The organism is Streptomyces sp. NPDC023157, assembly GCF_055560575.1.
This window is the reverse complement of sequence record NZ_JBVHIL010000004.1, coordinates 532,779-558,243: the sequence shown is the minus strand read 5'-3', so window position 1 is coordinate 558,243 and position 25,465 is coordinate 532,779. Positions and strand designations below refer to the sequence as shown.

23 protein-coding genes are annotated in these 25,465 nt (G+C 73.1%); 11 read left to right on the top strand and 12 right to left on the bottom strand.

The features are described 5' to 3' along the window. Positions 1 to 13: 13 nt before the first annotated feature. A complete protein-coding gene (locus ACZ3ZE_RS17635; protein WP_467259632.1) occupies positions 14 to 1,255 on the bottom strand; it encodes a zf-HC2 domain-containing protein in 1,242 nt (413 codons plus the stop codon). Beyond that, complete coding sequence (locus ACZ3ZE_RS17630; protein ID WP_467259629.1) at positions 1,252 to 1,836, bottom strand: sigma-70 family RNA polymerase sigma factor; 585 nt, start codon at positions 1,834 to 1,836, stop codon at positions 1,252 to 1,254. Before ACZ3ZE_RS17630 ends, ACZ3ZE_RS17635 begins: the two co-directional genes overlap by 4 nt. Before the next feature lie 216 nt (positions 1,837 to 2,052). On the opposite strand from ACZ3ZE_RS17630, the gene ACZ3ZE_RS17625 reads away from it, so the two are divergent. Further along, on the top strand, positions 2,053 to 2,442 hold the full coding sequence (locus ACZ3ZE_RS17625; RefSeq protein ID WP_361165575.1) for an STAS domain-containing protein: 390 nt from the start codon (positions 2,053 to 2,055) through the stop codon (positions 2,440 to 2,442). A gap of 11 nt (positions 2,443 to 2,453) precedes the next feature. On the opposite strand, the gene ACZ3ZE_RS17620 is transcribed toward ACZ3ZE_RS17625, so the two are convergent. After that, on the bottom strand, positions 2,454 to 4,088 hold the full coding sequence (locus tag ACZ3ZE_RS17620; RefSeq protein WP_467259627.1) for an ABC-F family ATP-binding cassette domain-containing protein: 1,635 nt from the start codon (positions 4,086 to 4,088) through the stop codon (positions 2,454 to 2,456). Between the two features lie 298 nt (positions 4,089 to 4,386). Next, the gene (locus tag ACZ3ZE_RS17615; protein ID WP_361165581.1) at positions 4,387 to 5,886 is read right to left on the bottom strand and encodes a class I adenylate-forming enzyme family protein; all 1,500 of its coding nucleotides are present in this window, start codon (positions 5,884 to 5,886) and stop codon (positions 4,387 to 4,389) included. 134 nt (positions 5,887 to 6,020) lie between these two features. Here ACZ3ZE_RS17615 and ACZ3ZE_RS17610 point away from each other — a divergent pair, with 134 nt between their 5' ends. From ACZ3ZE_RS17610 to ACZ3ZE_RS17595, 4 genes are all read left to right on the top strand, one after another. After that, entirely contained in the window at positions 6,021 to 7,211 is a 1,191-nt protein-coding gene (locus ACZ3ZE_RS17610) for an amidohydrolase family protein (protein ID WP_361165584.1), read from the top strand. Beyond that, complete coding sequence (locus ACZ3ZE_RS17605) at positions 7,211 to 8,344, top strand: acyl-CoA dehydrogenase (protein WP_467259624.1); 1,134 nt, start codon at positions 7,211 to 7,213, stop codon at positions 8,342 to 8,344. The genes ACZ3ZE_RS17610 and ACZ3ZE_RS17605 overlap by 1 nt, the downstream gene beginning before the upstream one ends. A gap of 8 nt (positions 8,345 to 8,352) precedes the next feature. Further along, the gene (locus ACZ3ZE_RS17600) at positions 8,353 to 9,300 is read left to right on the top strand and encodes an acyl-CoA dehydrogenase family protein (protein ID WP_467259622.1); all 948 of its coding nucleotides are present in this window, start codon (positions 8,353 to 8,355) and stop codon (positions 9,298 to 9,300) included. A 390-nt stretch (positions 9,301 to 9,690) separates the two neighbouring features. Then, positions 9,691 to 10,125, top strand: coding sequence for an ATP-binding protein (locus ACZ3ZE_RS17595; protein WP_361165593.1), 435 nt, complete (start codon positions 9,691 to 9,693; stop codon positions 10,123 to 10,125). 228 nt (positions 10,126 to 10,353) lie between these two features. Here the strand turns inward: ACZ3ZE_RS17595 and ACZ3ZE_RS17590 are convergent, their stop codons facing one another. Then, positions 10,354 to 11,292 (bottom strand): cyclase family protein, encoded by a 939-nt coding sequence (locus ACZ3ZE_RS17590; protein ID WP_361621278.1) that lies wholly within the window; start codon positions 11,290 to 11,292, stop codon positions 10,354 to 10,356. Between the two features lie 100 nt (positions 11,293 to 11,392). Here ACZ3ZE_RS17590 and ACZ3ZE_RS17585 point away from each other — a divergent pair, with 100 nt between their 5' ends. Both ACZ3ZE_RS17585 and ACZ3ZE_RS17580 read left to right on the top strand, forming a co-directional pair. Beyond that, positions 11,393 to 12,325, top strand: a complete 933-nt coding sequence (locus ACZ3ZE_RS17585; protein WP_361621281.1) for an SDR family NAD(P)-dependent oxidoreductase — start codon at positions 11,393 to 11,395, stop codon at positions 12,323 to 12,325. Then, positions 12,322 to 13,371, top strand: a complete 1,050-nt coding sequence (locus ACZ3ZE_RS17580) for a Zn-dependent alcohol dehydrogenase (RefSeq protein ID WP_467259620.1) — start codon at positions 12,322 to 12,324, stop codon at positions 13,369 to 13,371. The genes ACZ3ZE_RS17585 and ACZ3ZE_RS17580 overlap by 4 nt, the downstream gene beginning before the upstream one ends. A gap of 46 nt (positions 13,372 to 13,417) precedes the next feature. Here the strand turns inward: ACZ3ZE_RS17580 and ACZ3ZE_RS17575 are convergent, their stop codons facing one another. Next, complete coding sequence (locus ACZ3ZE_RS17575) at positions 13,418 to 14,404, bottom strand: GlxA family transcriptional regulator (protein WP_361165604.1); 987 nt, start codon at positions 14,402 to 14,404, stop codon at positions 13,418 to 13,420. Between the two features lie 58 nt (positions 14,405 to 14,462). On the opposite strand from ACZ3ZE_RS17575, the gene ACZ3ZE_RS17570 reads away from it, so the two are divergent. From ACZ3ZE_RS17570 to ACZ3ZE_RS17560, 3 genes are all read left to right on the top strand, one after another. Further along, the gene (locus tag ACZ3ZE_RS17570) at positions 14,463 to 15,755 is read left to right on the top strand and encodes an MFS transporter (protein WP_442303739.1); all 1,293 of its coding nucleotides are present in this window, start codon (positions 14,463 to 14,465) and stop codon (positions 15,753 to 15,755) included. Positions 15,756 to 15,918: 163 nt separating this feature from the next. After that, positions 15,919 to 17,244 carry an MFS transporter gene (locus ACZ3ZE_RS17565; protein WP_467259617.1) on the top strand — a complete coding sequence of 442 codons (1,326 nt, stop codon included), beginning with the start codon at positions 15,919 to 15,921 and terminating at the stop codon, positions 17,242 to 17,244. A gap of 23 nt (positions 17,245 to 17,267) precedes the next feature. Next, on the top strand, positions 17,268 to 18,155 hold the full coding sequence (locus ACZ3ZE_RS17560) for a hypothetical protein (RefSeq protein ID WP_467259615.1): 888 nt from the start codon (positions 17,268 to 17,270) through the stop codon (positions 18,153 to 18,155). Here the strand turns inward: ACZ3ZE_RS17560 and ACZ3ZE_RS17555 are convergent. Both ACZ3ZE_RS17555 and ACZ3ZE_RS17550 read right to left on the bottom strand, forming a co-directional pair. Further along, positions 18,145 to 18,729: a flavin reductase family protein gene (locus ACZ3ZE_RS17555; RefSeq protein WP_361166384.1), complete on the bottom strand. Its 585-nt coding sequence runs from the start codon at positions 18,727 to 18,729 to the stop codon at positions 18,145 to 18,147. The genes ACZ3ZE_RS17560 and ACZ3ZE_RS17555 overlap by 11 nt on opposite strands. A gap of 64 nt (positions 18,730 to 18,793) precedes the next feature. Further along, positions 18,794 to 19,240, bottom strand: coding sequence for a MarR family transcriptional regulator (locus tag ACZ3ZE_RS17550; protein WP_361165616.1), 447 nt, complete (start codon positions 19,238 to 19,240; stop codon positions 18,794 to 18,796). Positions 19,241 to 19,329: 89 nt separating this feature from the next. Between ACZ3ZE_RS17550 and ACZ3ZE_RS17545 the strand changes: the two genes are divergently transcribed. Further along, on the top strand, positions 19,330 to 19,713 hold the full coding sequence (locus ACZ3ZE_RS17545; protein WP_361165619.1) for a hypothetical protein: 384 nt from the start codon (positions 19,330 to 19,332) through the stop codon (positions 19,711 to 19,713). A gap of 91 nt (positions 19,714 to 19,804) precedes the next feature. Here ACZ3ZE_RS17545 and ACZ3ZE_RS17540 read toward each other — a convergent pair whose 3' ends face one another. From ACZ3ZE_RS17540 to ACZ3ZE_RS17525, 4 genes are all read right to left on the bottom strand, one after another. Beyond that, positions 19,805 to 20,806: a YncE family protein gene (locus ACZ3ZE_RS17540; RefSeq protein ID WP_467259613.1), complete on the bottom strand. Its 1,002-nt coding sequence runs from the start codon at positions 20,804 to 20,806 to the stop codon at positions 19,805 to 19,807. 94 nt (positions 20,807 to 20,900) lie between these two features. After that, the gene (locus ACZ3ZE_RS17535; protein WP_467259610.1) at positions 20,901 to 21,689 is read right to left on the bottom strand and encodes an enoyl-CoA hydratase/isomerase family protein; all 789 of its coding nucleotides are present in this window, start codon (positions 21,687 to 21,689) and stop codon (positions 20,901 to 20,903) included. A gap of 21 nt (positions 21,690 to 21,710) precedes the next feature. Then, positions 21,711 to 23,945, bottom strand: a complete 2,235-nt coding sequence (locus tag ACZ3ZE_RS17530; protein ID WP_467259608.1) for an acetate--CoA ligase family protein — start codon at positions 23,943 to 23,945, stop codon at positions 21,711 to 21,713. Positions 23,946 to 24,135: 190 nt separating this feature from the next. Next, positions 24,136 to 25,317, bottom strand: a complete 1,182-nt coding sequence (locus ACZ3ZE_RS17525; RefSeq protein ID WP_467259606.1) for a flavin-containing monooxygenase — start codon at positions 25,315 to 25,317, stop codon at positions 24,136 to 24,138. Positions 25,318 to 25,465 lie beyond the last annotated feature (148 nt).

Below are 25,465 nucleotides of genomic sequence, written 5' to 3'. Positions count from 1 at the left end.
CCCCGGTGGCCCGCTACATCCGGCTCAGCGACGCCGCCGCGCACAGCACGTCGCGGATCGCCTCCCGGTCGCCGTCCTGCCCCGCCGCGGCCTCCTCCGGCGGGACGTGCCCGGCGACCAGCTGGAAGAACTCGACGCCGTCCATCGCCACCTGGGCCACCGCGCGCTCGCGGGTGCCGAGCGCGGCGGGCGAGTCCAGGGCGATGAACCAGTGCCCGCCGCCCGCACCCTCGATCTCCAGGTGGAGCGAGCGGCCGGGCGCGCCGGCCGTGACCAGTTCGCGGGCCGGGGCCGCCAGGCCCGTGCGGCGGCGCCCGGCGAGGGTAGCGGGCAGCAGCCGGGCCGCGAGGTCGATCATGCCGTGCATGTGCGCGCCGCTGGGCGGCTCGTACGGGTAGTCCACCGCCCGCGCGATGTCCCCGGCGTGCACCCAGCACTCGAAGGCCCGCTCCAGGAGCGAGTCCCGCAGCGGCAGCGCGAAGTCCCCGTACGTCACCGTGAGGTCCGCGACGCCGCGGCCCGCGAAGGAGGCGGTGCGGATGAGGGTGTGGCTCTGTTCCCGCCAGGGCTCGCGGACCGCACGGGTCGGCGGCCGGGACGAGCTGTTCCAGTACGCCTCCGTCCGCTCGGTCGGCGTGAGTTCGCCCGCGCCGCCGGGGCCCAGCGGGTCGTCGAGGCCGAGCGAGGCGGCCACCAGGCCGTCGACGGCGAGGAGATGCCCGATCACCCCGGCCACGGTCGTCTTCCGGTTCACCCGGCGCTCGTCCTCGAACCATTTCAGCCGCACCGGCGCGTGCCACTCCGCCTCGCCGATGTCGCGGAGCAGCGCGTCGAGCCGGGCGGTCTCGGCGTCGTACGGGGTGGCCCAGGCGGGCACGGGGATACGGGCCGGGCGCCGGCCCAGACAGTTCTCCAGGACCCGCGAGCGCAGCAGCGGGTCGAGGTCCAGGTCGCGTTCGGCGTGCAGCAGCCCGACCGCGTCGCGCAGCCGCAGCGCCTCGTCGGCGCACGGCGCGCACTCGGTGAGGTGCTCCTCGACGGCCTCGGTCTCCTCCGCCGAGCAGGCGGACAGGGCCCAGGCGCCGAGCAGGGACTTGAGCACCCGGTGGGGGAGCGGCTCCGGGGCCGGGTCCGGGGCCGGGTCCGGGGCGGGCGTCGACCCCGTCAGGTCCGCGTGGTCGTCCGCCGCCCACCTGGGGCCGGGTATCCGCGGGGCGCGTGCGGTCTCGTCGGGATCGCCGTTCGCCCCGGTCACAGCGGACGCCCGTAGGAGCCGGGTGGCGAGGAGCCCTCGATCGCGCGGGTGTGGGCGGTGGACAGCAGCTGGAGGCCGAGCCGCGGCCTGCGGCGGGCCTCGTCCTCGGTGACGCCCAGGTCGGCGGCGGTCTGCCGGTAGTCCCGGCGCTGGAAGTAGGCCAGCTCCAGGGCCTGCCGCAGCGGCGTCGGCATCGAGGTGACGATGTAGTCCGCGCGGGCCGCGACCGACGCCCGGCGCACCTTCTGCTCCAGCTCCTCGGCCGAGCCCTCGCCGCGCTCCGCGTACGCCGTCGCCTCGGACTGGCGCAGCCGGTGGACGGCCTGCCGCTGGGTGAGCCGGGCGACCCAGGCGCGCATGTTGCCCTGCTTGGGGTCGTAGGCGTCGGGGTTCTCCCAGATGTAGCCGAAGACCTCGCGGGTGATCTGGTCGGCCGCGTCGTCGTCGTCGAGGACCCGGTGGGCGAGGCTGTGCACGAGGGAGGCGTAGCGGTCGTACAGCTCGCCGAGGGCCGCCGCTTCGCCGCGTGCGAGGCGCTGCTGCATCCTGCGGTCCCAGCGCGGTGGTGTGTCCTTCGCCATCCGAAGCCCTCCCCGACGGCCCGGCCCTCCTGACCCGGGTTCTCCTCCAAAGTAACGGGCGGGGACCCGGCGCACTCCTCTTTGCCGCAAGTGCGCCCTTGACGGATGACCGGATGGTAAGGAACAGGGCAACCTCGCCGCCGGGGGTTTCGCGGCGTTCCGACGGGGCAGCGGGAGGGCACAGGAAGCACTGCCTCCGTTTGAAAGGCGCCGCTCGTGACGATCCGGGTCGACGAGGACGAGCAGAACCCATGGACCGTGCTCCGCGTCAGCGGCGAACTGGACCTGGTCACCTCCCCGCTGGTCCGCAGACGCGTCCACGACGCCGTGGCGGGCGGCCGGCGCGACGTGGTCCTCGACCTGTCCGCGGTCCGCTTCTGCGACTCCAGCGGCGTCGGCGTGCTGGTCGCCGCCCGGCGTCTGATGCGCTCCTGCGGCGGGCGCCTCCGGCTGATCCTGCCCGCGCGGGGCGCCGAGGACGGCGCCCACGTCAACCGCGTGCTCGCCGCCCTGGGCGTACGCCGCCTCTTCGAGGTGTACGCGGATCTCCCCGCGGCCCTCGACGAGGCGGCCGCGCCGCTGGGGCCCGTCGCCCGGGCCTCCTAGGGCCGCCGGCCCTACGGGGTCGGCGCGCCCGTCTCCGTGAGCGTCCCGTCGGCCAGCCGCAGCCACCGCTCCACCCCGATCTCCCGCAGGAAGCGCTCGTCGTGGCTGATCACGACGAAGGCGCCCCGGTAGGCGTTCAGGGCGCTCTCCAGCTGGCCCGTGCTGACGAGGTCGAGGTTGTTGGTCGGCTCGTCGAGGAGCAGGAGGTGGGGGGCCGGTTCGGCGTACAGGACGCAGGCCAGGGTGGCGCGCAGCCGTTCGCCGCCGGACAGGTCGGCCACGGGCAGGTGGGCGCCGGTGCCGCGGAAGAGGAAGCGGGCGAGCAGGTTCATCCGCTCGGCCTCCGGGCGGTGGGGCGCGAAGTCGGCGAAGTTCTCGGCGACGCTGCGGGCCGGGTCCAGCAGGTCGAGGCGCTGGGAGAGGGCGGCGATCCGCCCGTCGGCCCGCTTGAGCGCGCCGCCGTCGGGGGCGAGGTCGCCGCCGAGCAGGCGCAGCAGGGTGCTCTTGCCCGCTCCGTTCGGGCCGGTGAGCGCGATGCGTTCGGGGCCCCGGACGGTGAGGTCGACGCCCGGTTCCGCGAACACGGGCCGGTCGCCGAGCCGGGCCTGGAGCCGCTCGCCGACGAAGAGGGTGCGGCCGGCGGGGACGTCGGTGTCGGGCAGGTCGAGGGTGAGGCGCTGCTCGTCCCGCACGGCCCGCCCGGCCTCGTCGAGCCGGGCCTGGGCGTCGCCGACCCGGGTGGCGTGGGTCTGTCCCGCGCGGCCCGCGGACTCCTGCGCGCCGCGCTTCATGTTCCCGGCGAAGATACGGGGCAGGCCGGCGTTCTTGAGGTTGCGGGCGGCGTTGCTCTGCCGCCGCTCGGCGCGCTCACGGGCCTGCTGCATCTCCCGCTTCTCCCGCTTCAGCTCCTGTTCGGCGCTGCGCACGTTCTTCTCGGCGACCTCGCGCTCGGCCCGTACGGCCTCCTCGTAGGCGGTGAAGTCGCCGCCGTACAGGCGCAGTTCCCCGCGGTCGAGTTCGGCGATCCGCTCCATCCGGTCGAGCAGGGCGCGGTCGTGGCTGACGAGCAGCAGGCAGCCGTTGAAGTCGGCGAGGACGTCGTACAGGCGGTGCCGGGCGGTCAGGTCGAGGTTGTTGGTGGGTTCGTCAAGGAGGAGCACGTCGGGCCGCTTCAGGAGCTGCCCGGCGAGTCCGAGGGAGATGGCCTGGCCGCCGCTGAGGGTGCCGAGCCGCCGGTCGAGGGCGAGTTCGCCGAGGCCGAGGCGGTCGAGCTGGGCGCGGGTGCGTTCCTCGATGTCCCAGTCGTCGCCGATGGCGGTGAAGTGCTCCTCGGCCACGTCGCCCGACTCGACGGCGTCGATGGCCCGGATCACCGCGTCGACGCCCAGCACCTCGGCGACGGTGAGTTCGCCGGTCAGCGGCAGGCTCTGCGGGAGGTAGCCGAGGGTGCCGTCCACGGTCACGGTGCCGGCGCGGGGCCGCAGGACGCCGGCGATCAGTTTGAGCAGCGTGCTCTTGCCGGAGCCGTTGGGGGCCACCAGGCCCGTACGGCCGGCGCCGACGGCGAAGGACAGGTCGGTGAAGACCGGGGTGTCGTCCGGCCAGGAGAAGGAGAGGTGGGAGCCGACGATGGCGGCAGAAGACATGGAGGTGACCTCGTACGTGAAGGAGGGCGGGCAGGACGGATCCACTGCCCTGGCGGAAGCGGAGAAGGGGACGACTGCGGGACCACGGGCCCGGCGCTCACACGCGCCTCCGGTGGCCTCTCACATCCGGGTCTCACCCGGAGATGTCGTCGTCACCCGCCATGTCCGCCGCTCTCCTCGCTACACGGTCAACGTCCGTTCCAGGCTAACAGGACCGTTTTCCTCCGGCAGGGATTTACGCCCCGGCGCGGGGCCCCCGCCCGCCCCCCGCAGCCCCCCCCCCCCGCAGGTCGGCCGCTCAGGCGTACCGCTCGCGCAGCTTGTACTTGAGGACCTTGCGCAGGGTCTCGTTCCTGGGGAGGGCGTCCACGAGTTCCAGTTGTTCGGGGAGTTTGAAGACGGAGAGGCCGGCCGTGCGGAGGAAGGCGGTCATCGTCTCCAGGGTGAGGGGTTCGGCGCCCTCGGGCTGTTCGACGACCGCGCAGACGCGTTCGCCGCGTTCGGCGTCGGGCAGGCCGATGACGGCGGCGTCGCCGACGCCGGGGTGTTCGTGGAGGAGGTCCTCGATCTCCTTGGCCGAGATGTTCTCGCCCTTGCGGATGATGATGTCCTTGATGCGGCCGGTGAGGACGAGGTGGCCGCCCTCCGTGAGGTGGCCGACGTCCCCGGTGATGAGGAAGCCGTCCTCGTCGAAGGCTGCGGCGGTCTGGGCCGGGTCCAGGTAGCCGCGGCAGACGGCCTCGCCGCGCAGCCGGACCTCGCCGTCGGCGGTGACGCGTATCTCCATGCCGGCGGGCGGGCGGCCCTCGGTGGTGGCCAGGTTCTCGGGGGTGTCGCCGGGGTCGCCCATGGTGATCATGGGGACCTCCGTCATGCCGTAGCCGTGGGTGAGCTGGCAGCCCATCTCCCGGACGACCGCGTGGTAGATCTCGGGCGGCTTCGGGGCGCCGCCGCCGGCGAGGAGGCGCAGGGTGGGGATGACCGGCTCGCCCGGCTGCTTGCGCTGCTCGGCGAGGAACATCGAGTAGAAGGCGGTGGACCCGCCCGCGACCGTGACGCCGTGCTTGCGGTACTCCTCCAGTGCCTCGGGCAGCGCGAACTGTTCGAACATGACCGCCGGGAACCCGTACAGCAGCAGCATCACCGTGTAGTCGGGTCCCGCGATGTGCGCGTACGGGAAGGCCATCGAGCCCACGTCGGCGTCGCTGAGGTGCAGGGCGTGGGCCAGGCAGGAGCCGCCGGCGAGGAGGGAGCGGTCGGTGTGCAGGACGCCCTTCGGGTCGGAGGTGGTGCCGGAGGTCCAGTAGATCCAGCGGACGTCGGTGCCGGAGGCGGGCGGCGGCGGGAGCACGGCCGGGTCGCCGTCGGGCAGGGCGTCGTAGGTTTCGAGGATGCCGCGCGCGCCGAGCCGCCGGGCCATCTCCGTGTGGTCGAAGCCGCGCCAGACCCCGGGGACGGCGAAGAACTCGGCGCCGGACTCGCGCAGCGCGAAGCCGACCTCCTTGTCCCGGTAGAAGGGGATCACCGGGGTCTGTACGGCGCCGAGGCGGGCCAGCGCGAAGGAGAGCACGGCCGTCTCGATCCGGGTCGGCAGCTGCCAGGCGACGACGGTCCCGGGGCGCACCCCCTCCCCGTACAGTCCGGCCGCGCAGCGCTCGGCGCGGTCGCGCAGTTCGCCGAAGGTCAGGGTGCGGTCGCCCTGGAGCAGGACGGGGCGGTCGGGGGTCAGTCCGGCGCGGCGTTCGACGAGCTCCCAGAGCGTGCGGGACTCGCCCAGGGCGTGTGCGGTCTCGTTCATCCCGTACTCCTCATGGCTGACGTTCCGTCAGATGGTGCGGTGAGCGTAGAGGTCCGGCGCTTGTCGGTCCAGGGGTGCGGGGCTAGCCTGACCCCATCGGATCTGACGGGTCATCAGAAATGGGAGAGGGCTCCATGACGGAACTGCCCCGCATCATCAGCGTCGACGACCACGTGATCGAGCCGGCCCACCTCTTCGAGACCTGGCTGCCGGCGAAGTACCGCGACCGCGGACCCAAGGCCCTCACCGCCGGGATCGGCGAGCTCGCCTACGTCGCCGGGAAGTACCAGATCACGATGGACCCCGACGGTCCGCCCACCGACTGGTGGATCTACGAGGACCTCAAGTTCCCGTACAAGCGCAACATCGCCGCCGTCGGCTTCGACCGCGACGACATGACCCTGGAGGGCATCACCCGGGAGGAGATGCGGCGCGGCTGCTGGGACCCGGCCGCGCGGCTCAAGGACATGGACCTCAACCACGTCGAGGCCTCCCTCTGCTTCCCCACCTTCCCCCGCTTCTGCGGCCAGACCTTCGCCGAGGCGCACGACAAGGAGGTCGCCCTCGCCTGCGTCCGCGCCTACAACGACTGGATGGTCGAGGAGTGGTGCGGCGACAGCGGCGGCCGGCTGATCCCGCTGTGCATCATCCCGCTCTGGGACATCGACCTCGCGGTCGCCGAGATCCGGCGCAACGCGGCGCGCGGGGTGAAGGCCGTCACCTTCTCGGAGATCCCCACCCACCTCGGACTGCCGTCCATCCACTCCGGCTACTGGGATCCGTTCTTCGCCGTCTGCCAGGAGACCGGGACGGTGGTGAACATGCACATCGGCTCCAGCAGCCAGATGCCGGCCGCCTCCCCTGACGCCCCGCCCGCCGTCCAGGCGTCCCTCTCCTTCAACAACGCGATGGCGTCGATGATGGACTTCCTCTTCTCCGGCGTCCTGGTGAGGTTCCCCCGCCTCAAGCTGGCCTACAGCGAGGGCCAGATGGGCTGGATCCCGTACGCCCTGGAGCGCGCCGACGACGTGTGGGAGGAGCACCGCGCCTGGGGCGGCGTCCGCGACCTGATCCCCGAGCCCCCCTCCACGTACTACTACCGGCAGATCTTCTGCTGCTTCTTCCGCGACAAGCACGGCATCGCCTCGCTCGACGTCGTCGGCCGCGACAACGCCACCTTCGAGACCGACTACCCGCACGTCGACTCCACGTTCCCGCACACCAAGGACGTCGCCCTCGACCACGTCAAGGGCCTCGACGACGAGACCGTCTACAAACTCATGCGCGGCAACGCCATCCGCATGCTCGGCCTCGGAATCGTCTGATGGAGCTCGCCTGCACCGACGAGGAGGAGGAGTTCCGGGCCCGGCTGCGGGAATGGCTCGCCGCCGAACTGCCCGGCCTGCCGCCCAGGCCCGACCCGCTCGACTGGCCGGCCCGGCGCGCCTACGACTGCGGCTGGCAGCGGCGCCTCTACGACGCCGGATACGGGCACGTCCACTGGGACGCCTCCCCGACCCAGCGCCTGATCTTCCTGGAGGAGACCGAACGCGCCGGCGCCCCCTACGTCGGCGCCAACTTCGTCGGCCTCCTCCACGCCGGACCCACCATCGCCGCCGAAGGCACGCCCGAACAGCGCGCCCGCTGGCTGGAACCCGTCCTGCGCGGCGACGAGGTCTGGTGCCAGGGCTTCAGCGAACCCGACGCCGGCTCCGACCTCGCCGCCCTCCGCACCCGGGCCGTCCGCGACGGCGACGCGTACGTCGTCACCGGCCAGAAGATCTGGACCTCCCACGCCGAGGCCGCCGACTGGTGCGAACTCCTCGTCCGCACCGACCCGGACGCCCCCAAACACCGGGGCATCACCTGGCTCGCCATGCCCATGGACGCCCCCGGCATCACCGTCCGGCCGCTGCGCACCCTCGCCGGGTCCACCGAGTTCGCCGAGATGTTCCTCGACGAGGTACGGGTGCCCGTCGGCAACCGGGTGGGCGAGGAGAACGACGGCTGGCGGGTCACCATGGTCACCCTCTCCTTCGAACGCGGCACCGCCTTCGTCGGCGAGGTCGTCGCCTGCCGCCGCGTCCTCGGCGAACTCGCCCGCACCGCCCGCGAGAACGGCACCTGGGACGACCCCGTCCTGCGCCGCCGCCTCGGCCGCCTCGGCGCCGAGTTCCAGGCGCTGTGGCGGCTCACCCAGTGGAACGTCAGCGAGGCCCAGGCCAGCGGCGGCGTCCCCGGCACCGGGGGCTCCGTCTTCAAGCTGCGCTACTCGCACGCCCGCCAGGAGCTGTACGACGCGGCCGCCGCCGTCCTCGGACCCGACGCGCTCGACCTGGCCCGCGAATGGAACCAGGACCGGCTCTCCTCGCTCTCGTACACCATCGCCGCCGGCACCTCGCAGATCCAGCAGAACATCGTCGCCGAGCGCATCCTCGGCCTGCCGAAGGGCCGGTGAAGCCGTCCATGGACTTCCGACTCACCGAGGACCAGAGGGCGCTCAAGCGAGGCGTACGGGAACTCCTGGAGCGGCGGTTCGGCCGGGAGGCGCTGCGGGGCGCGGTCGACGGTCGTGGCGCGGGCGGGGCGGCCGTGCTCGACCGGGAGCTGTGGCGCGAGCTCGGCGCCGCCGGCTTCTTCGCGCTCCGGCTGCCCGAGGCCGACGGGGGCGTCGGGCTCGGGCTTCCGGAGGCGGTGCTCCTCTTCGAGGAGGCGGGGCGGGTGTTGCTGCCGGGGCCGTTGATCGCTACGCATCTGGCGGCGGGGGAGGTGTCGGGGGCCGGGGAGGGGGCCGTCGTGGTCACCGCCGTTGATCCGAGCGGGCTCGTCGAGTGGCTGGAGGCCGCCGATGTCGTGCTCGGTGACGCGGAGGGGGCCGTGGCCGTGCGGAGCGTCGATCCGTTGACGCCCTTGCACCGGGCGCCCGCCGTCGTGGGTGGTGCCCACCCGTCCCGCCCCGCGGGACGCCTGCCCACAACGGGGGCCGCGGAGACGGAGGCGGGTTCGGCTTCTCACGAAGTCTCCCTCCTCACCGCCGCCGAGCAGCTCGGGTCCGCCGCTCGTACCACCGAGTTGGCCGTCGCCCACGCCCGGACCCGGGAGCAGTTCGGGCAGCCGATCGGGGGGTTTCAGGCCGTCAAGCATCTGTGTGCGCGGATGCTCGTACGAACAGAGGTCGCCCGGGTCGCCGTCTACGCCGCCGCCGTGACCGCCGATCCCGTCGAGATCGCCGGGGCCCGGCTGCTCGCCGACGAGGCCGCGACCGCGTGTGCGCGGGACTGCCTCCAGGTGTACGGCGGCATGGGCTTCACCTGGGAGGCCGATGTGCATCTGCACCTCAAGCGCGCCTGGGTGCGGGCCGAGCGCGGACTCTCGGGGGCGGCGGCGGAGGAGCTGGTGGCGGGCTCGTTGTAGCGGGGAGGTGACACAGCGTCGATATCGTGTTGTGTCCTTCGGCGGGGCCGTCACGGCCCGGAGTCGGCCTCCGGCTCCGGTACGCTCCGTGGGATGCGAGTGCTTGTGAGCCCGGATCGCACCGGTGCTGCCGACGCGGTGGCTCCGGGTCCGGGAATGCGCGCCGCTCGCGCCCCACGGAGGCGCTGTGCGCGCCCCTGTTCGACTCCCCGCAGAGTGCGTCGCACAGTATGGACTACGCGTACTCCTTCGCGCTGGAATATGCCCATAGCGCTTGTTGCGGTGACTGTACGTCAACCATGCTGTCTCGCAAGGGAATCACGTTCTGTAAGGACGCTGATGGCTGTGAGGCGCGAGGCGATGTGTCCGCCGGTTCGGATGGTGTGAACGGTGCAGGTGCTTCAGGTTCAGTTGGAGGTCGGAGCCGATCCGGCCGAGGTGGGACGCGCCCGGCGGTGGGCGCGGTCGCGGCTGGCGGGGTCGGGGATAGGGGACGACGAGCCGCTGGCGGACACGCTGGTGCTGCTCATCTCCGAACTCGTCACCAACGCGGTGGTCCACACGGGCTGCCCGGCCGTGCTGCGGATGCTGTTCGGCAGGGGCGGGGTGCGGGTCGAGGTCGCCGACACCAGCGACCGCCCGCCGAAACCCCGGCACGCGGAGGGCGAGGACACCAACGGGCGCGGCCTGGAGCTGGTCGACGGGCTCGCCGACCGGTGGGGCTGGCAGCGCGAGGGCGCGGGCAAGAGCATCTGGTGCGAGGTGGACCGGGCTCCGGCCGCGGGTCCCCTCGCGCAGGGCTCACCCGCCCGGGTGCACTGTTGACGGTTCGTGGCGAATTGACCACCCTTGGGTGAGCGATTCGTACGGCGAGGGGAGTCGAGGGGCACCGCGCCCCTCGACCGGCGCGGGTCGTGACGGGTGGCGGCCTTCGTGCCGTGCTCGGGGCGCGCGCGAGTGCGCCGCCACCCGACGCCGTCCCGCGCGGGCCCGTCCCGTGCGGACCTCGCCGTCCCGTGCGGACCCGCGCGGGCCCGAGGTCGCGCCCCCGGCTCAGAGGACGGCCACCGGTGCCACCGGTGTGCCGGTGCCGCCCACGAAGGGCTCGGGCATCGCGGAGAGCAGGAACGCGTACCGCCGTTCTTGTGCACAGGCTGTGGACAGTTCCTCCAGGTTCCAGTTCTGCCCCTGGAGCATGCCCATCTCGACCAGGTCGAGGGCGTGCACGGGCAGCCACAGGTTCTCGATCTCCGGCGGGAAGATCTCGAAGGTGAGCGTGTCGTTGGCGACGGCCGCCACGTCCCGGGCGTGGAACCACTCGGGCGTCCGCACGGACAGACCGGGCGACGGGAACGCGTACCCGTGCTTGTCCCCGGCCAGATAGGCCTGGATCTGCCCCGTCCGTACGAGCACGATGTCGCCCGGCCGTACGGTGACCCCGCCGAACTCCGCCGCCTCGTCGAGGTCCTCGGGCGTGACGGCGTGGTCGCCGGGCAGCCGGTCCAGGCCCTTGGCGGCGGCCACGTCGAGCAGCACCCCGCGGCTCACCAGGTGCCGGGCGGTGTGGATGCCGCTGAACTGTGAGCGCCCGTGCGGGGTGATGGTGGAGGCGGGCCGCCCGTTGTAGATCCGCCCCGAGTGCGAGGCGTGGGTGAGCGCGTCCCAGTGGGTGCCGGCCTGGAGCCCGAGGGTCACGGCGTCGTCGCTGGTGGCGACGGTGCCGGGGCCGAAGAGCTCCTGGTTGATCTGGACCATGACGTGCAGCGGGTTGACCCGGCCGGGGATCATGCCGGTCTGCACGCCGTCCTGTTCGAGGGCGACGGCCAGGGGGACGCGGCGGCCGGTGCGGACGGTGGCGGCGGCCTCGCGGACCACCTCGTCGGTGATCAGGTTGAGGGTGCCGATCTCGTCGTCCTGGCCCCAACGGCCCCAGTTGTTGACGCGCTTGGCGATCTCGTGGAATTCCGGCGGAAGGGCGCTGGGCGAAGACATCGGGCCTCCGGGGTCTTGTTTTCCGGTATCTGACGGGCCGTAGAATCCTGACGACGAAAGAATCTAACGGACCGTCAGAAACCGCGGGAAGGGGCCGGACGTGGGGAACTTCTTGGCAGGGAAGGTCGTCGCCGTGACGGGCGCGGGGCGGGGGATCGGCCGTGCGGTCGCCCTCGCCTGCGCCGCGGAGGGCGCGAAGGTCGTCGTCAACGACTACGGGGTCTCCATCGAGGGCGGCGAGCCGACGAGCGAGGTCGCCGAGTCCGTCGTCAAGGAGATCGAGGCCGCCGGCGGGGCGGCCGTCGCCGTCGCCGACGACATCTCGACGATGGCGGGCGGGCAGCGGATCGTCGACGTGGCGCTCGCCGAGTACGGGCGCATCGACGGCGTCGTGTGCGTGGCCGGCATCCTGCGCGAGCGGATGCTCTTCAACATGTCCGAGGAGGAGTGGGACCCCGTCGTCGCCACCCACCTCAAGGGCACCTTCACCGTCTTCCGGGCCGCCTCGGCGGTCATGCGCCGCCAGGGCGGCGGCACCCTCATCGGCTTCACCAGCGGCAACCACCAGGGCTCCGTCGCCCAGGCCAACTACTCGGCGGCCAAGGGCGGCATCATCTCCCTGGTCCGCTCGGCGGCCCTCGGCCTCCACAAGTACGGCGTCACCGCCAACGCGGTCGCGCCCGTCGCCCGCACCCGGATGTCGGCCAACGTGCCGATGGAGCTCAAGGAGATCGGCGAGCCGGAGGACGTGGCCGCGCTCGTCGTCTACCTGCTCTCCGAACGGGCCAGGGCCGAGAAGATCACCGGCCAGGTCTACACGATCGCCGGGCCCAAGATCGCCGTCTGGGCCCAGCCCCGCGAGCTGCGCGCCGGGTACGCGGAGGGCGGCGCCTGGACCCCGGACCGGATCGCCGACTTCCTCCCGGGCACGGTCGGCACCGACCCGATGCCGATGCTCCAGCAGCTGGAGGAGATGGCGCGCGCCGCGGCGGCCAAGGACCGCCCCAACTCCCGTGAGGAGAACGGATCATGAGAGGCGTCGTCTTCGACGGGAAGCAGGTCCGGGTCGTCGACGACCTGGAGGTCCGCGACCCGGGGCCCGGCGAGGTGCTGGTCGGCATCGCGGCGGCCGGGCTGTGCCACAGCGACCTCTCGGTCGTCGACGGCACGATCCCCTTCCCCGCGCCCGTCATCCTCGGCCACGAGGGCGCCGGGATCGTCGAGGCCGTCGGCCCCGGCGTCACCCATGTCGTGCCGGGCGACCACGTGGCCCTGTCCACCCTCGCCAACTGCGGGGCCTGCGCCGAATGCGACCGGGGGCGCCCGACGATGTGCCGCAAGGCCATCGGGATGCCCAAACAGCCGTTCTCCCGCGCCGGGCAGCCGCTGTTCCAGTTCGCGTCGAACTCCTCCTTCGCGGAGAAGACCGTCGTGAAGGCCGTCCAGGCGGTGAGGATCCCCACCGAGATCCCGCTGACCTCCGCCGCCCTCATGGGCTGCGGCGTCCTCACCGGCGTCGGCGCCGTCCTCAACCGGGCCAGGGTCGACCGCGGCGAGACCGTCGTCGTCATCGGCACCGGCGGCATCGGCCTCAACGTCCTCCAGGGCGCCCGGATCGCGGGCGCGACGACGATCGTCGCCGTCGACACCAACCCGGCGAAGGAGCAGGTGGCCCGCGAGTTCGGCGCGACCCACTTCCTCACCTCGACGGACGCGGTACGGGAGATCCTGCCGACCGGCGCGGACCACGTCTTCGAGTGCGTGGGCCACACCGGCCTCGTCCGCACCGCGATCGACCTGCTCGACCGGCACGGCCAGGCGATCCTCCTCGGCATGACCGCCCCGAAGGCCGAGGCGACCTTCCTGCCGGCCGCGATGTTCCTGGACAAGTCGATCCTGGGCTGCCGCTACGGCTCCTCCCGCCCCCAGAAGGACATCGCCCTCTACGCCGACCTCTACCTCTCCGGCCGCCTCCTCCTCGACGAACTCGTCACGCAGACGTACCCGGTGGAGGAGTTCGCGCGGGCGGTGGAGGACGCGGAGCAGGGGAAGGTGGCGCGGGGGGTGCTGACCTTCTGACGGGGGGCGTGGCCTTCCGGGCCGGGGCTCCGGCCTTCCGGCCCGGCTAGCCGGCGGCCCCCGCCGTCCGGAAGGTGCGCCGGTACGCCGTGGGGGTCACGCCGATCGCCGTCTGGAGGTGCACCCGCAGTGACTGGGCGGTGCCGAAGCCCGCGTCGTGGGCGATCTGGTCGACCGGGAGGGCGGTGGATTCCAGGAGGTGGCGGGCGCGTTCGACGCGCTGCTGGGTGAGCCACTGGCCGGGGCTGATGCCGACCTCCTCGCGGAAGCGGCGGGTGAAGGTGCGCACGCTCATCGACTCCCGGACCGCCAGGTCCCGCAGCTGGATCGGCTCGTGGAGGTGGGCGAGGGCCCAGGCGCGGGCCGTGGTCGTGGTCGAGGTGCCGGACTCCGGGACCGGCCGCGCGATGTACTGGGCCTGCCCGCCGTCCCGGTGCGGGGGCACGATCGTGCGCCGGGCCACGTCGTTGGCGACGCCGGCGCCGTGGTCGCGGCGGACGATGTGCAGGCACAGGTCGATCCCGGCGGCGACGCCGGCCGAGGTCAGCACGTCGCCGTCGTCCACGAAGAGGACGTCCGCGTCGACGCGTACCCGGGGGAAGAGGCGCTGGAAGTGCTCGGCGGAGGCCCAGTGGGTGGTGGCCGGGCGCCCGTCGAGGTGGCCGGCGGCGGCCAGCACGTACCCGCCGGTGCAGATGGCGACGAGCCGGGTGCCGGGCCGGATGTGCGCGAGGGTCGCCGCCAGCTCGGGGGGCAGGCGGCCCTCGTCGTGGACGGGGCCGAGTTCGTACGAGGCGGGGATGACGACCGTGTCGGCGGTGCCGAGGACCTCGGGGCCGTGCTCGACGTGCACGGAGAAGTCGGCGTCGGTCTGGACCGGCCCGGCGGCCGTCGCGCAGGTGACGATCTCGTACAGCAGCCGCCCCTCGCCGTCCCTGGCGCGGCCGAAGATGCGGTGGGGTATGCCCAGTTCGAAGGGGAGCAGTCCGGGCAGGGCGAGGACGGCGACCCGGTGGGGGCGTGGGCTGTTCAAAGCTGGCTCGACCTCCGAAATACAGTGGTGGTCCAGACCATTCCACTGGTACGTCTGTGTGCTCGTGACGGACAACACGTACAAGTCTGAGGCCGACGGGCGGATTCCCGCTCCCGTCGAGCCGCCCGCACCCGCCGAGGGGTTCCCCGCCCCCACCGAGCCGCCCGCGCTCTGGAACCGTAACTTCCGGCTCTTCTTCGTCGCCCGCGCGGTCGCCGTGTTCGGCGAGGGCATGGTCCCGGTCGCCTTCGCCGCCGGACTCATCGGCGCAGGTCACTCCGGATCCACCGTCGGCTACGCGCTCGGTCTGTGGACCGCGTCCTTCGCCGTCTTCGTGCTCTTCGGAGGCGTCCTCGCCGACCGCTTCACCGCGCGGCGCATGATGATCCTCGCCGACCTCCTGCGGCTGCCCGGCGCCGTGCTGCTCGGGGTCACCTTCGCGCTCGGCAGCCCGCCGCTGTGGGCCGTGTACGCGCTGTCTGCCGTCAGCGGCGTCGGCGCCGCCCTGTTCCAGCCGGGCGTCGCGTCCACGATCCCCCGCATCGCCCCCGACGTGCAGCGGGCCAACGCGGTGCTCCGGGTCGTCGAGGCGCTGATGACCATGGCGGGCCCGGCCGCCGCCGGTCTGCTCGTCGCCCTGTGGAACGCCGGCGCGGCCTTCGCCGTCAACGGCGCCGCCTTCGCGGTCAGCGCCGTCTGCTTCACCCTGCTGCGGATCGCGCCGGTCCCCTCCGACGGGATCCGGCGCGGCTCGATGGCCTCCGAACTCGCCCTCGGCTGGCGCGAGTTCCGGGCCCGCAGCTGGCTGTGGGGGGTCATCGCCATCTGGACGGTGTACGGGCTGACCGTCGCGGGCCCGGCGGTGCCGCTCACCGCGAGCCTGGTGACCGGGCAGCACGGCTCGGCGACATACGGCGTCCTGATGGGCGTCAACGGCGCGGGCAGCGCCGTCGGCGGCCTGCTCGCCCTGCGGCTCCGCCCGGTCCGCCCGCTGGCCGCCGGCGCGGTCGCCCTGCTCGGCCTCCCGGTGAACCTGCTGCTGCTCGGCACCGACGCGGCCGTACCGCTGCTGTACGCGGGCCAGTTCATCGGCGGCGCGGCCTTCGCCTTCTGGCTGGTGATGTGGTCCACGGCGGTCCAGACGCACGTCCCGCAGGACGCGCTGAACCGGATGCACGCGTACGACGTGGCCGGATCGCTGCTGATGATGGGCGTCGGCCGGACGCTGTCGGGCCCGGTGGCGGCCGTGGTGGGCACGGAACAGGTGCTGCTGGCCGGGGCGGGCATCGCGGTCCTCGTGGTGGCGGCGCTGCTGGTGGTGCGCCCGATCAGGACGCTGCCGAGGCTGTAGCGCGGGGCGGGGGCCCGGGGGTGTCCGGTGAGGGGTGAATCGGGCCCGGGGGGTGGCCCGCGGCGGGCGGATCGGGCCTCGGATCGGAGTGTGGCCCGATCCGTTGGAAACGCGGCCTTCGGGCCAATGGTGGCCGGGACCCGGCGGCCGGATCCTGTATGACGTGACCCAGTCAATCGAGACAGCCGAGACCGCACCGTCCCCCGAGCCCTCCGCCCTCCGCCCTCCCCGTCCCACCCCCCGCGTGCACCGCGCCTGGTTCGTCGCGGCCGTCACCTTCGTCACGATCATCGGGGCGGCGGCCTTCGCCTCGCTGCCCGGTCTCCTCATCGAGCCGCTGCACGGCGAGTTCCAGTGGTCGCGCGGCACGATCGGCTTGGCGGTCTCCGTGAACCTCGCGCTGTACGGCGTGACGGCGCCGTTCGCGGCGGCGCTGATGGACCGCTTCGGCATCCGGAAGGTCGTGGCGGTGGCCCTCACGGTCATCGCGGCCGGGTCCCTCCTCACCGTGTGGATGACGGCGGCCTGGCAGCTGATCCTGTTCTGGGGCGTCCTCGTCGGCCTCGGCAGCGGCTCCATGGCGCTTGCGTTCGCCGCGACGGTCACCAACCGCTGGTTCGTCGCGCGGCGCGGCCTGGTCACCGGCATCCTGACCGCGGCCGGGGCCTCGGGGCAGCTGGTCTTCCTGCCGCTGCTGTCGTGGATGGTCGAACACCACGGCTGGCGCCCCGCCTCCGTCACGGTCGCGCTGTCCGCGCTCGCGGTGGTGCCCTTCGTGTGGCTGCTGCTGCGCGACCACCCGGCGGACGTGGGCCTGGCCCCGTACGGCGGGGAGTACGCCGCCAAGCCCGCCCCGGTCACGGGGGCGGCCCGCCGCGCCCTCACCGTCCTGTTCAAGGCGGCCCGCACGGGCCCCTTCTGGCTCCTGGCCGGCACCTTCGCGATCTGCGGCGCCTCCACCAACGGCCTGGTGAAGACCCACTTCGTACCCGCCGCCCACGACCACGGCATGCCGGTGACCGCGGCGGCCGGACTGCTCGCCGTGATCGGCGTCTTCGACGTGGTCGGCACGATCGCCTCGGGCTGGTTCACCGACCGCTTCGAGGCCCGCCGCCTCCTCGCCGTCTACTACGCCCTGCGCGGCATCTCGCTGCTCTTCCTGCCGATGCTGCTGGCCCCGTCCGTGCACCCGCCGATGCTGTTCTTCATCGTCTTCTACGGCCTCGACTGGGTCGCCACGGTCCCGCCGACCATCGCCCTGTGCCGCGAGCACTACGGCGAGGACAGTGCCATCGTCTTCGGCTGGGTCCTCGCCTCCCACCAGGTGGGCGCCGCCGTCATCGCCTTCGCCGGCGGCGTCGCCCGCGACGTCTTCGGCTCCTACGACCTCGTCTGGTACGCCTCCGGCGCCCTGTGCGCGGCGGCGGCGCTGATGGCCCTGGTGATCCGCAGGCCCCAGTCGGGGGCGGTGGCTACGGCAGGAGCATGATGGCGGCTGGGGGGTGACCGTACATGGCGTACGAGGACATGGCGGACGAGCGGGAACGGGAGCAGGAGCAGGACGGGCGGACTTCCGGCCGGATGCTCTGGGTCTCGGTCCTGGTGCTGTGTCTGGAGAGTGTCGCCGTCTGGATCGGCACCGAGACGTGGAGCGACACCCAGCCGTCGTACGGCAGCGGCTACGACGCGATGGCCCCGCTGTTCCTGCCGGTCCTCACGGTGGTCTGGCTGTTCGGCACGGCCCTGGTGTCCCTGGCCCTCGTCCTTCCTGCGGTGGGCCTGAGCGAGGCCCTGGAAGACCGGTTCGGGGGCCGGACCTGGCGCTGGCTGGCGCTCGTGGCGATCGTCCCCGCCGCCCTGCTCGTCCCGCTCCTCGGGGCCTGGTGGTGGTGGCCCGTCGGCTGGGCGGGACTGACCGTGGCCGCGCTGGCCGCCCGCAGGGCGCGGCGCGGCTCGTTCGTGACGGTGCTCCTGTGGGGCACGGCCGCCGTCCTGGGCGTCGGCATGGCGGGCGGCGTCGCCGGGCACACCGGGCTGATCCCGACCTACGCTCCGCCGCGCCTCTCCGGGAAGGCCCTGGTCGGCACCTGGACGGACGGCAGCGGCGGCAGGCTGACGTTCACGGCGGACGGCCGGGTCACGGTCGAGGGCGTCGTCCGCGAGGTCGTCGACGAGTACGACAACGTCCTCACCGCGGAGTGCACGGGTGAGGGCGGCTGGGCCCACCGGGTCGCCGACGGCAGCGGACGCCAGGAGGTCGAGCTCAGCGTCGACGGCTGCTTCTGGCCCGCCTGGGAGGTGGGCGGTACCGACGCCGTACCCGCGCTCTACCAGCTCTTCGGAGACCCGGACGCGCCGCGCCTGTACGAGCTCCGCAAGGCGCCCCCCGCTACGCGCTGAACCGCCCGAACCGCCCCCGGTGGAACAGCAGCGGGTCGGCCGTGTCGTCCGTGGCGTCGAGGGTCTCCACGCGGCCGACCACGATGAGGTGGTCGCCGCCCGTGTGCACGGTGGTGATCGCGCAGTCGAGCCAGGCCGGGGCGTCCGGGAGGCGCGGGGAGCCGGTGGCCGGGGCGGGGGTCCAGGGCACGCCCGCGAACTTGTCGGCGCCGCTCACCGCGAAGGAGCGGCACAGTTCGCCCTGGTCGGCGCCGAGGATGTTGACGCAGAAGGTGCCGGCGCGGGCGATGCGGGGCCAGGTCGTCGACGTGCGGGCGACCATGAAGGCGATCAGCGGCGGGTCGAGGGAGAGCGACGCGAAGGACTGGCAGGCGAAGCCCGTCGGCCCTTCCTCGTCCAGGGCCGTCACGATCGTGACCCCGCTCGCGAAGTGCCCGAGCACGCGCCGGAACTCGGCGGGGTCGACCGACAGGCGTTCGTCGTCCCGTACGGCGCGCAGCGCGGGGCGGGGCAGGGGTTCCACGGCCGTGGGCGCACCGGCCGATCTCAGGTATCGGACGGCGGTGGCCGCCATCCCAGCGTGTCCCATCACACCGCCCATTGAAGCTGACGGAGTGTCAGATGAGAACCCCCGCGCCTCAGTCGGCCTCGCCGACCGCCGCCTCGTAGGCGAGCAGGGTGTCCACGAAGAGGCGCCGCTGCTCCGCCGTCAGCGGGGCGAGGGCCGCGCGCCAGGCCGTCGCGCCGGGGGCCAGCCAGGCGGTGATGGCCGGGGTGTGGGAGTCGGTGATCCGGACGATCCGGCGGCGCCGGTCCCGCTCGTCCTCGCGCCGTTCCAGGACGCCCTTCCGGCTCAGGTCGCCCACGAGCAGGCTGACCGTGGTCGGCGCGACCTCCAGCCGGGCGGCGAGCTCGTTGACGGACATCGCCCCGTCGAAGAGGAGCAGGGCGAGCAGGGAGAGGTGGCGCGGGGCCAGGTCGAGGGAGCGCAGCGGCTCGGGTACGGGGATCCGCTTGGCCCGGCCGATCAGGCGGGGCATGAGCAGCAGCAGTTCGCGGACGGTGTCGTCGGCGTTCTCGGGCATGCGGCGGCGGTCTCCCTCATTTACCTTTGAGTCCAAAGGTGTTTTACTGGCAAAGCTAAACCCCCTCATCGTACGGAGGTTGGTCCGCCATGCCGCACTTCACCCTGCACATCCGTGAGGAGACCCTCGACGGCACCGTCGAGGCCCCCCTGATCCGCGCGCTCACCGACGCCGTCGGCTCCGTCTTCGGCGCCGGTTTCGCCCGTCTCGTCGGCGTCGACCTGATCGGTGTCCCGCAGCGCCGCCGGGGCGTCGGCGGCGTCCTGAGCGACGCGCACGGACCGCACGTCACCCTCAGCATGCGCGAGGCCGCCTACCACCTCGCGGAGGTCCCCGACGCCCCCGCCCGCCTCGTCGCCGCCACGACCGACGCCCTCGCCGGAGTGCTCGGCGAGGGCGTACGGAGTCAGGTCGTCGTCACGATCGCGGGCGTCCCGGACGGGCGTACGGGCGTGGCGGGCGCGGTCGCGTAGATCCCGCGGCGGGGGTCGGGATCAGGCAGTCGGGATGAGACGGTCGGGATCAGGCAGTCGGGATCGGACGGTCGGGATCGGACGGTCGGGATCAGAAGTCGAGCACCTGGACGCCGTCGCTGTAATAGAGCGTGACGTAGGCGTGGTGGCCGTCGGGCGTCAGCGCGATGCGGCTCGGGCCGGTGCCGGTGCCGGTGGGGATGGTGTCGACCACGGCGTTCGTACGGGTGTCGATCACGGACACGCTGTCCGACTGCTCGTTGACGACGTAGGCACGCCGCCCGTCGTGGCTCACCACGACGGCCGCCGGCCCCTCGCCCACGGTGACGGGGCTGCCGGTCGCCTTGCCGGTCGCGGCGTCGACGACGTGGACCGTGCCCGACCGGTCCGTGACGTAGAGGTGCCGACCGTCGGGTGTCACCGCGAGCCCGGTGGGGAGGTTGTCGATGTCGTACCGGCCGACGACCTCGCCGGTGGCCGTGTCGATCACCGACAGGGAGCCGGGGTTCGCGAAGCCGGCGACGTAGACGCGCCGGCCGTCCGGCGAGATCGCCAGGTCGACGGGGTTGCTGCCGAGCTTGATCTCCTGCGTACGCGTGCCGGTGGCCGTGTCGATCACTGCCACCGAGCCCGACCACGTGTCGGCGACGTAGGCGTGCCGGCCGTCGGGGGTGATCGCGATGCGGGACGGGACCTCGCCGACGCCGATGGTGCCGGTCCTCTTCCCGGTCGACGTGCTGTAGACGTTCACCGCTCCGTTGACGGAGAACGACGTGTCGTCGGTGACGTAGGCGTGACGCCCGTCGGGGGTGATGGCCACGTCGCCGGCGTCTTTGCTGACGCCGAAGCCGCCGACCACCGTCCTGGTGCTCGTGTCGATCACCGCGATCCGGCCCGTTCCGGTGACGACGACGTAGGCGTGCCGGCCGTCCGGCGCCATCGTGATGCCGTACGGGGAGTCACCGACCTGGACGGTGGCGGTGGGAGCGGGCGCCGTGTCCGGTGCCGCGGTCGCCGGTGCCACCAGCGCACCCGCCAGGGCGAGCAGCGCGGCCAACGCGAACCGGACGGCACGGAAAGTGAGGATGCTCATGGCGGCGTCTCCTGGCCCCTCTTCCAGGATGACGCCTCCTGCCGTGCCCGCAACCGCAGTTAGGGATCCGCCCCGGCCTCACCGCCCCCGGGCCTCACCGCCCCTCGTACGTCGGCGTCCGGCGTTCCACGAACGCCGCCACCCCCTCCTGCGCGTCCCGCGTGGTCATGCACAGCTCCTGGGCGTCGGCCTCCGCCGCGAAGGCGGATGCCCGGTCGTTGTCCAGGGACGCGTTCACCAGGCGCTTGGTCAGGGCCAGGGCCCGGGTCGGGCCCTGGGCCAGGCGTTCGGCCCACTCGCGGGCCGTCTTCTCCAGCTCCTCCGCCGGCACCACCCGGTTGACCAGGCCCAGCGCCCGCGCCTCCGCCGCCGGGACGGCGTCGCCGAAGAACATCAGCTCCTTCGCCCGTTGCGGGCCGATCAGCCGCGTCAGCAGGTACGCCCCGCCCCCGTCGGGCACGATCCCGCGCCGGGCGAACACCTCCACGAACTTCGCCGACTCGGCGGCCAGCACCAGGTCGCACGCGAACGCCAGGTGTGCCCCGATCCCGGCGGCCGTCCCGTTGACCGCCGCGATGACCGGCTTCTCGCAGTCCATGACGGCCGCGATGAAGCGCTGGGCGCCCCCGCGGATCATGCGCGCCACGTCGCCCTGTACGCGATCCCCGGACGCGGACGGCCCGCCCCGCAGGTCGGCGCCCGCGCAGAAGCCGCGGCCGGTGGCCGTGATCACCACCGCGCGGACGGCCGGGTCGGCGGACGCGTCCGCGAGGAGCGCGATGATCCGTTCCCGCTGGTCCCAGGTGACCGCGTTCATCGCCTCGGGCCGGTTGAGCGTGATCCACGAGACGCCGTTCTCGACGGCGTGCAGGACGTCCGACATGCTTTTCCCTCCGGAGGGCGACTACCGGCACACCGCGAGCGCGTCCAGGGCCACGGCGCCCTGCCCCCGCGGCAGCACCATCAACGGGTTGATGTCCAACTCGGCGAGGTCGCCGTCCAGTTCGAGGGCCATGCGCTGCACCCGCAGCACGACTTCGACCAGCGCGTCCACGTCGGCCGGCGGCGCTCCCCGTACCCCGTCGAGGAGGGCCCGCCCGCGCAGTTCGCCGAGCATGTCCCGGGCTTCCCGTTCGCCGAAGGGCGGCACCCGTACGGCGGCGTCGTTCAGGACCTCGACCAGGACGCCGCCGAGTCCGACGGTGACGGTCGGTCCGAAGAGCTGGTCGTGGGTCACGCCGACCACCATCTCGACCCCGTGCGGCACCATCTGGCAGACGAGGACCCCGTCGAGGTCGATGCCCTCGTAGCGGGCGATGTCGGTGAGTTCGCGGTACGTGTCGCGGATCTGGCTCGCCGAGGTGAGCCCGACCTTCACCAGGCCCAGCTCCGTCTTGTGGGCGAGCTGGGGGCCCGAGGCCTTCATGACGACCGGGTAGCCGACCAGGCCGGCCGCCCGTACGGCCGCCGCCGCGCTGGTCACCAACTGCTCGCGCGGCACCCGGATCCCGTACGCCCGCAGCAGTTGCTTCGCCGCGTGTTCGCTCAGCCGGTGGCCGGGCCGCAGCAGGGCCTGCGCCTTGCGGAAGGAGGGGGACGGGGTGCGCGGGGCCTCGTCGAAGGGGGAGCGGTAGCCGGTGGTGAAGCGGTGGTGGTCGAGGTAGGCCTTCACGGCGCCGATGCAGTTGGAGAAGGTGCGGAAGGTGGCGACCCGCGAGGAGCCGAGGAGGGTGGTGCGGTAGGCGTCCTCGGTGCCGACGGGCGAGCCCCACACCACGCAGACCAGCTTGTCGGTCGCCTCGGCCGCGTCCACCAGGTCCTGCGCCAGTTTGTCGCTCATCGGCGGGAAGGGCCCGGTGATGGGACAGATCAGCACCCCGACCTCGGGGTCGGCGAGGATCGCGTCGATGATCTTCCGGCCGCGCCAGTCGCCGACCGGGTGCCCGCCGTTGTCGACGGGGTTGGCGACGCTCAGGTAGTCGGGGATCCACTGGTGCAGCTCGTCCTGCTTCGCCTCGGACAGGGTCGGCAGGGTGAGTCCGGCGGCCGTCGCCAGGTCGGAGAAGTGGGCGCCGGTGCCGCCGGAGATCGAGTAGACGACGACGCCGTCCGCGACCGGCTTGCGGGCGCGGGCGAGCAGGGCGGCGGTGTCCTGGAGCTGGTCGAGCCCGTCGACCCGGATGACGCCGAACTGGCGCATGGCCGCGTCGACGACCTTGTCCGCGCCGGTCAGCTTGCCGGTGTGGGAGGCGGCCATCCGGGCTCCGGCCTCGGTGCGGCCGACCTTGACGGCGACGACGGGCACCCCGCGCCGGGCGGCCTGGTCGGCGGCGAGCAGGAAGGAACGCCCGTCCTTGAGCCCTTCCACGTAACAGGCGATGGCGCCGACCTCGGGCCGGTGCGCGAAGTACGAGAGGAAGTCGGCGGTCTCCAGGTCGGCCTCGTTGCCGGTGGGTGCCCAGTGGGAGAGCCGGACGCCCAGCTCCTGCATGGTGAAGACGGGCCGGCCCTGGTGTCCGGACTGGGTGATGAGGGCGACGGCGGGGCCGTCCAGGTCCTCGCGGAAGCGCTCGAAGGCGTTGAGGTTGGTGTTGGGGCCGAGGAGGCGCAGGCCCGAGCGTCCGACGGCGGCGGCGAGGCGTTCCTGTGCGGCGGCGCCTTCCTCGCCGGTCTCGGCGAAGCCGGACGCGAAGGCGACGGCGAACCGGACCTTGGCCTCGGCCAGTTGCTCGACGACCGGCAGCGGGTCGGCAACCAGGAGTACGGCGAGGTCGACGTTGACGCCGAGCGTGCCGAGTTCGGCGACGGAGGGGACGCAGTCGATGCCGAACACGGAGGTGCGGGTCGGGTGCACCGGCACCACCCGGGCGCCGACCCGCCCGGCCCAGTCGAGGAGCTGGCGGGTGATCCCGGTGTTGGGCCGCCCCTCGGTGTCGGACGCGCCGACGACGGCCACCACCTCGGGCCGGAAGAACCGGTCGAGCTCGGGCACGGGCGCGTGCAGGGGCCGCCCGCTGACGTCCCTGTCGCCCTCGACGGCGGTGACGCCGTGCACCGCGACCCGGGTGGGCTGCTCGCCGCAGGCGACGACGCGTGCGCGGAGGTCCGTGGTGAAGGTGCCGTGAGTCGATCCAAGCATCGTGGTAGCTCCGCCCGTCCGTTACCTCATCCCTGACGCATAGTCAGATTACAGAACTGACGGGGAGTCAGGAATGGCCGTGCAGCGACGACCTGACGCGGCCGGCCCGCGACCGTGCGCGCGGTGAAGGGGGGTGGGCGCCGCCTACCCGACCGCCGGCGCGATCCGAGCGCGCCAGGGCGGGCCCCCGCTACCCGCCCGTCCGCGCGATCCGCGCCCCCCGCTTCCCGGTCCTGGCGATCCGCCGCGCGATCCGTTCGGCGTCCTTCGCCATCTCCCGGAACATGCCGCTGATCGGATTCGTGAACCCCGTGAAGTAGAGCCCCGGCGCCCCCTCCGGGCACTTCGCCCCCCGCGCGACCGGCCGCCCGCGCGCGTCGAGCACGCCGAGGTGTCCGAGCAGCGGTTCCAGGGCCCGTTCGTACCCGGTGGCGGCGATCACCGCGTCCGGGGTGATCCGTGAACCGTCGGCGAGTACGACCGCGTCCCCGTCGAAGGAGTCCACGGCGGCGACCGGTTCCACCTTCCCCGCCTTGACGGCGGCGACCAGCCCGACGTCCTGGACCGGGATCGCGCCCTGGCCGACCCGGGAGTAGAGCCCGCCCTGGGGCCGGGGTATCCCGTACGCGGAGAGGTCGGCGGTCATGAACCGCCCGAGCAGTCCCGTGACCCGGTCGACCAGGCCCACCGGGAGGCGCCGCACGAGGATGCCGTTGCGCTGGCTGGCCCAGCCGGCGGTGGAGCGCCGGACGATGTACGGGGCGGTGCGCACGGCGAGCCGCACGCGGGCGGCGCCGCCCTCCGCGAGGTCCGCCGCGATCTCGGCGCCGGTGTTGCCGACGCCGACGACGAGGACGTCCCGGCCCTCGTACGGGAGCGGGTTGCGGTAGGCGCTCGCGTGGACGAGGTCCTTCTCGCGGCGGTACGTGCCGAGGCCGGGCCAGTCCGGTACGCGGGGCGTGTGGTTGAAGCCGGTGGCGACGACGACGGCGGAGCCGACGAGCCGCCGCCCCCCGGTGGCGTGCAGGATCCACTCCCCGTCCTGCGCCCCCTTCTCGACCCGGTCGACCTCGACGCCGGTCACGATCTCCAGGTCGAGCACCTCGGCGTACTTCTCCAGGTACCGGACCACGTCCGCGCGGGCCACCCAGCGCCCGAAGGAGCGGGGGATCCTCAGGCCGGGCAGGGCGGAGAGCCGGCGGGTGGTGTGCAGCCGCAGCCGGTCGTAGTGGCGGCGCCAGGAGGCGCCGACGGCGTCCGACTTCTCCAGGACGACGGCCCGCACGCCCTGCTCGCGCAGGGCGGCGGCGACGGCGAGTCCGCCGGGTCCGCCGCCGATGACGTAGACGGGGTGGCTCGGGGGGGTGGTCATGAACGCTGAGCGTAATGACGCGTACACGCGATGGGTCTCGGTCAAGAGGGGGTTCGGTTGCGAATCGATCACGCGTGCAGAGGTCTTGCGAAGACCCGACCCGATCCGCTGAACTGACGGCCTGTCAGATTTCACTTCCTCCCGAAGG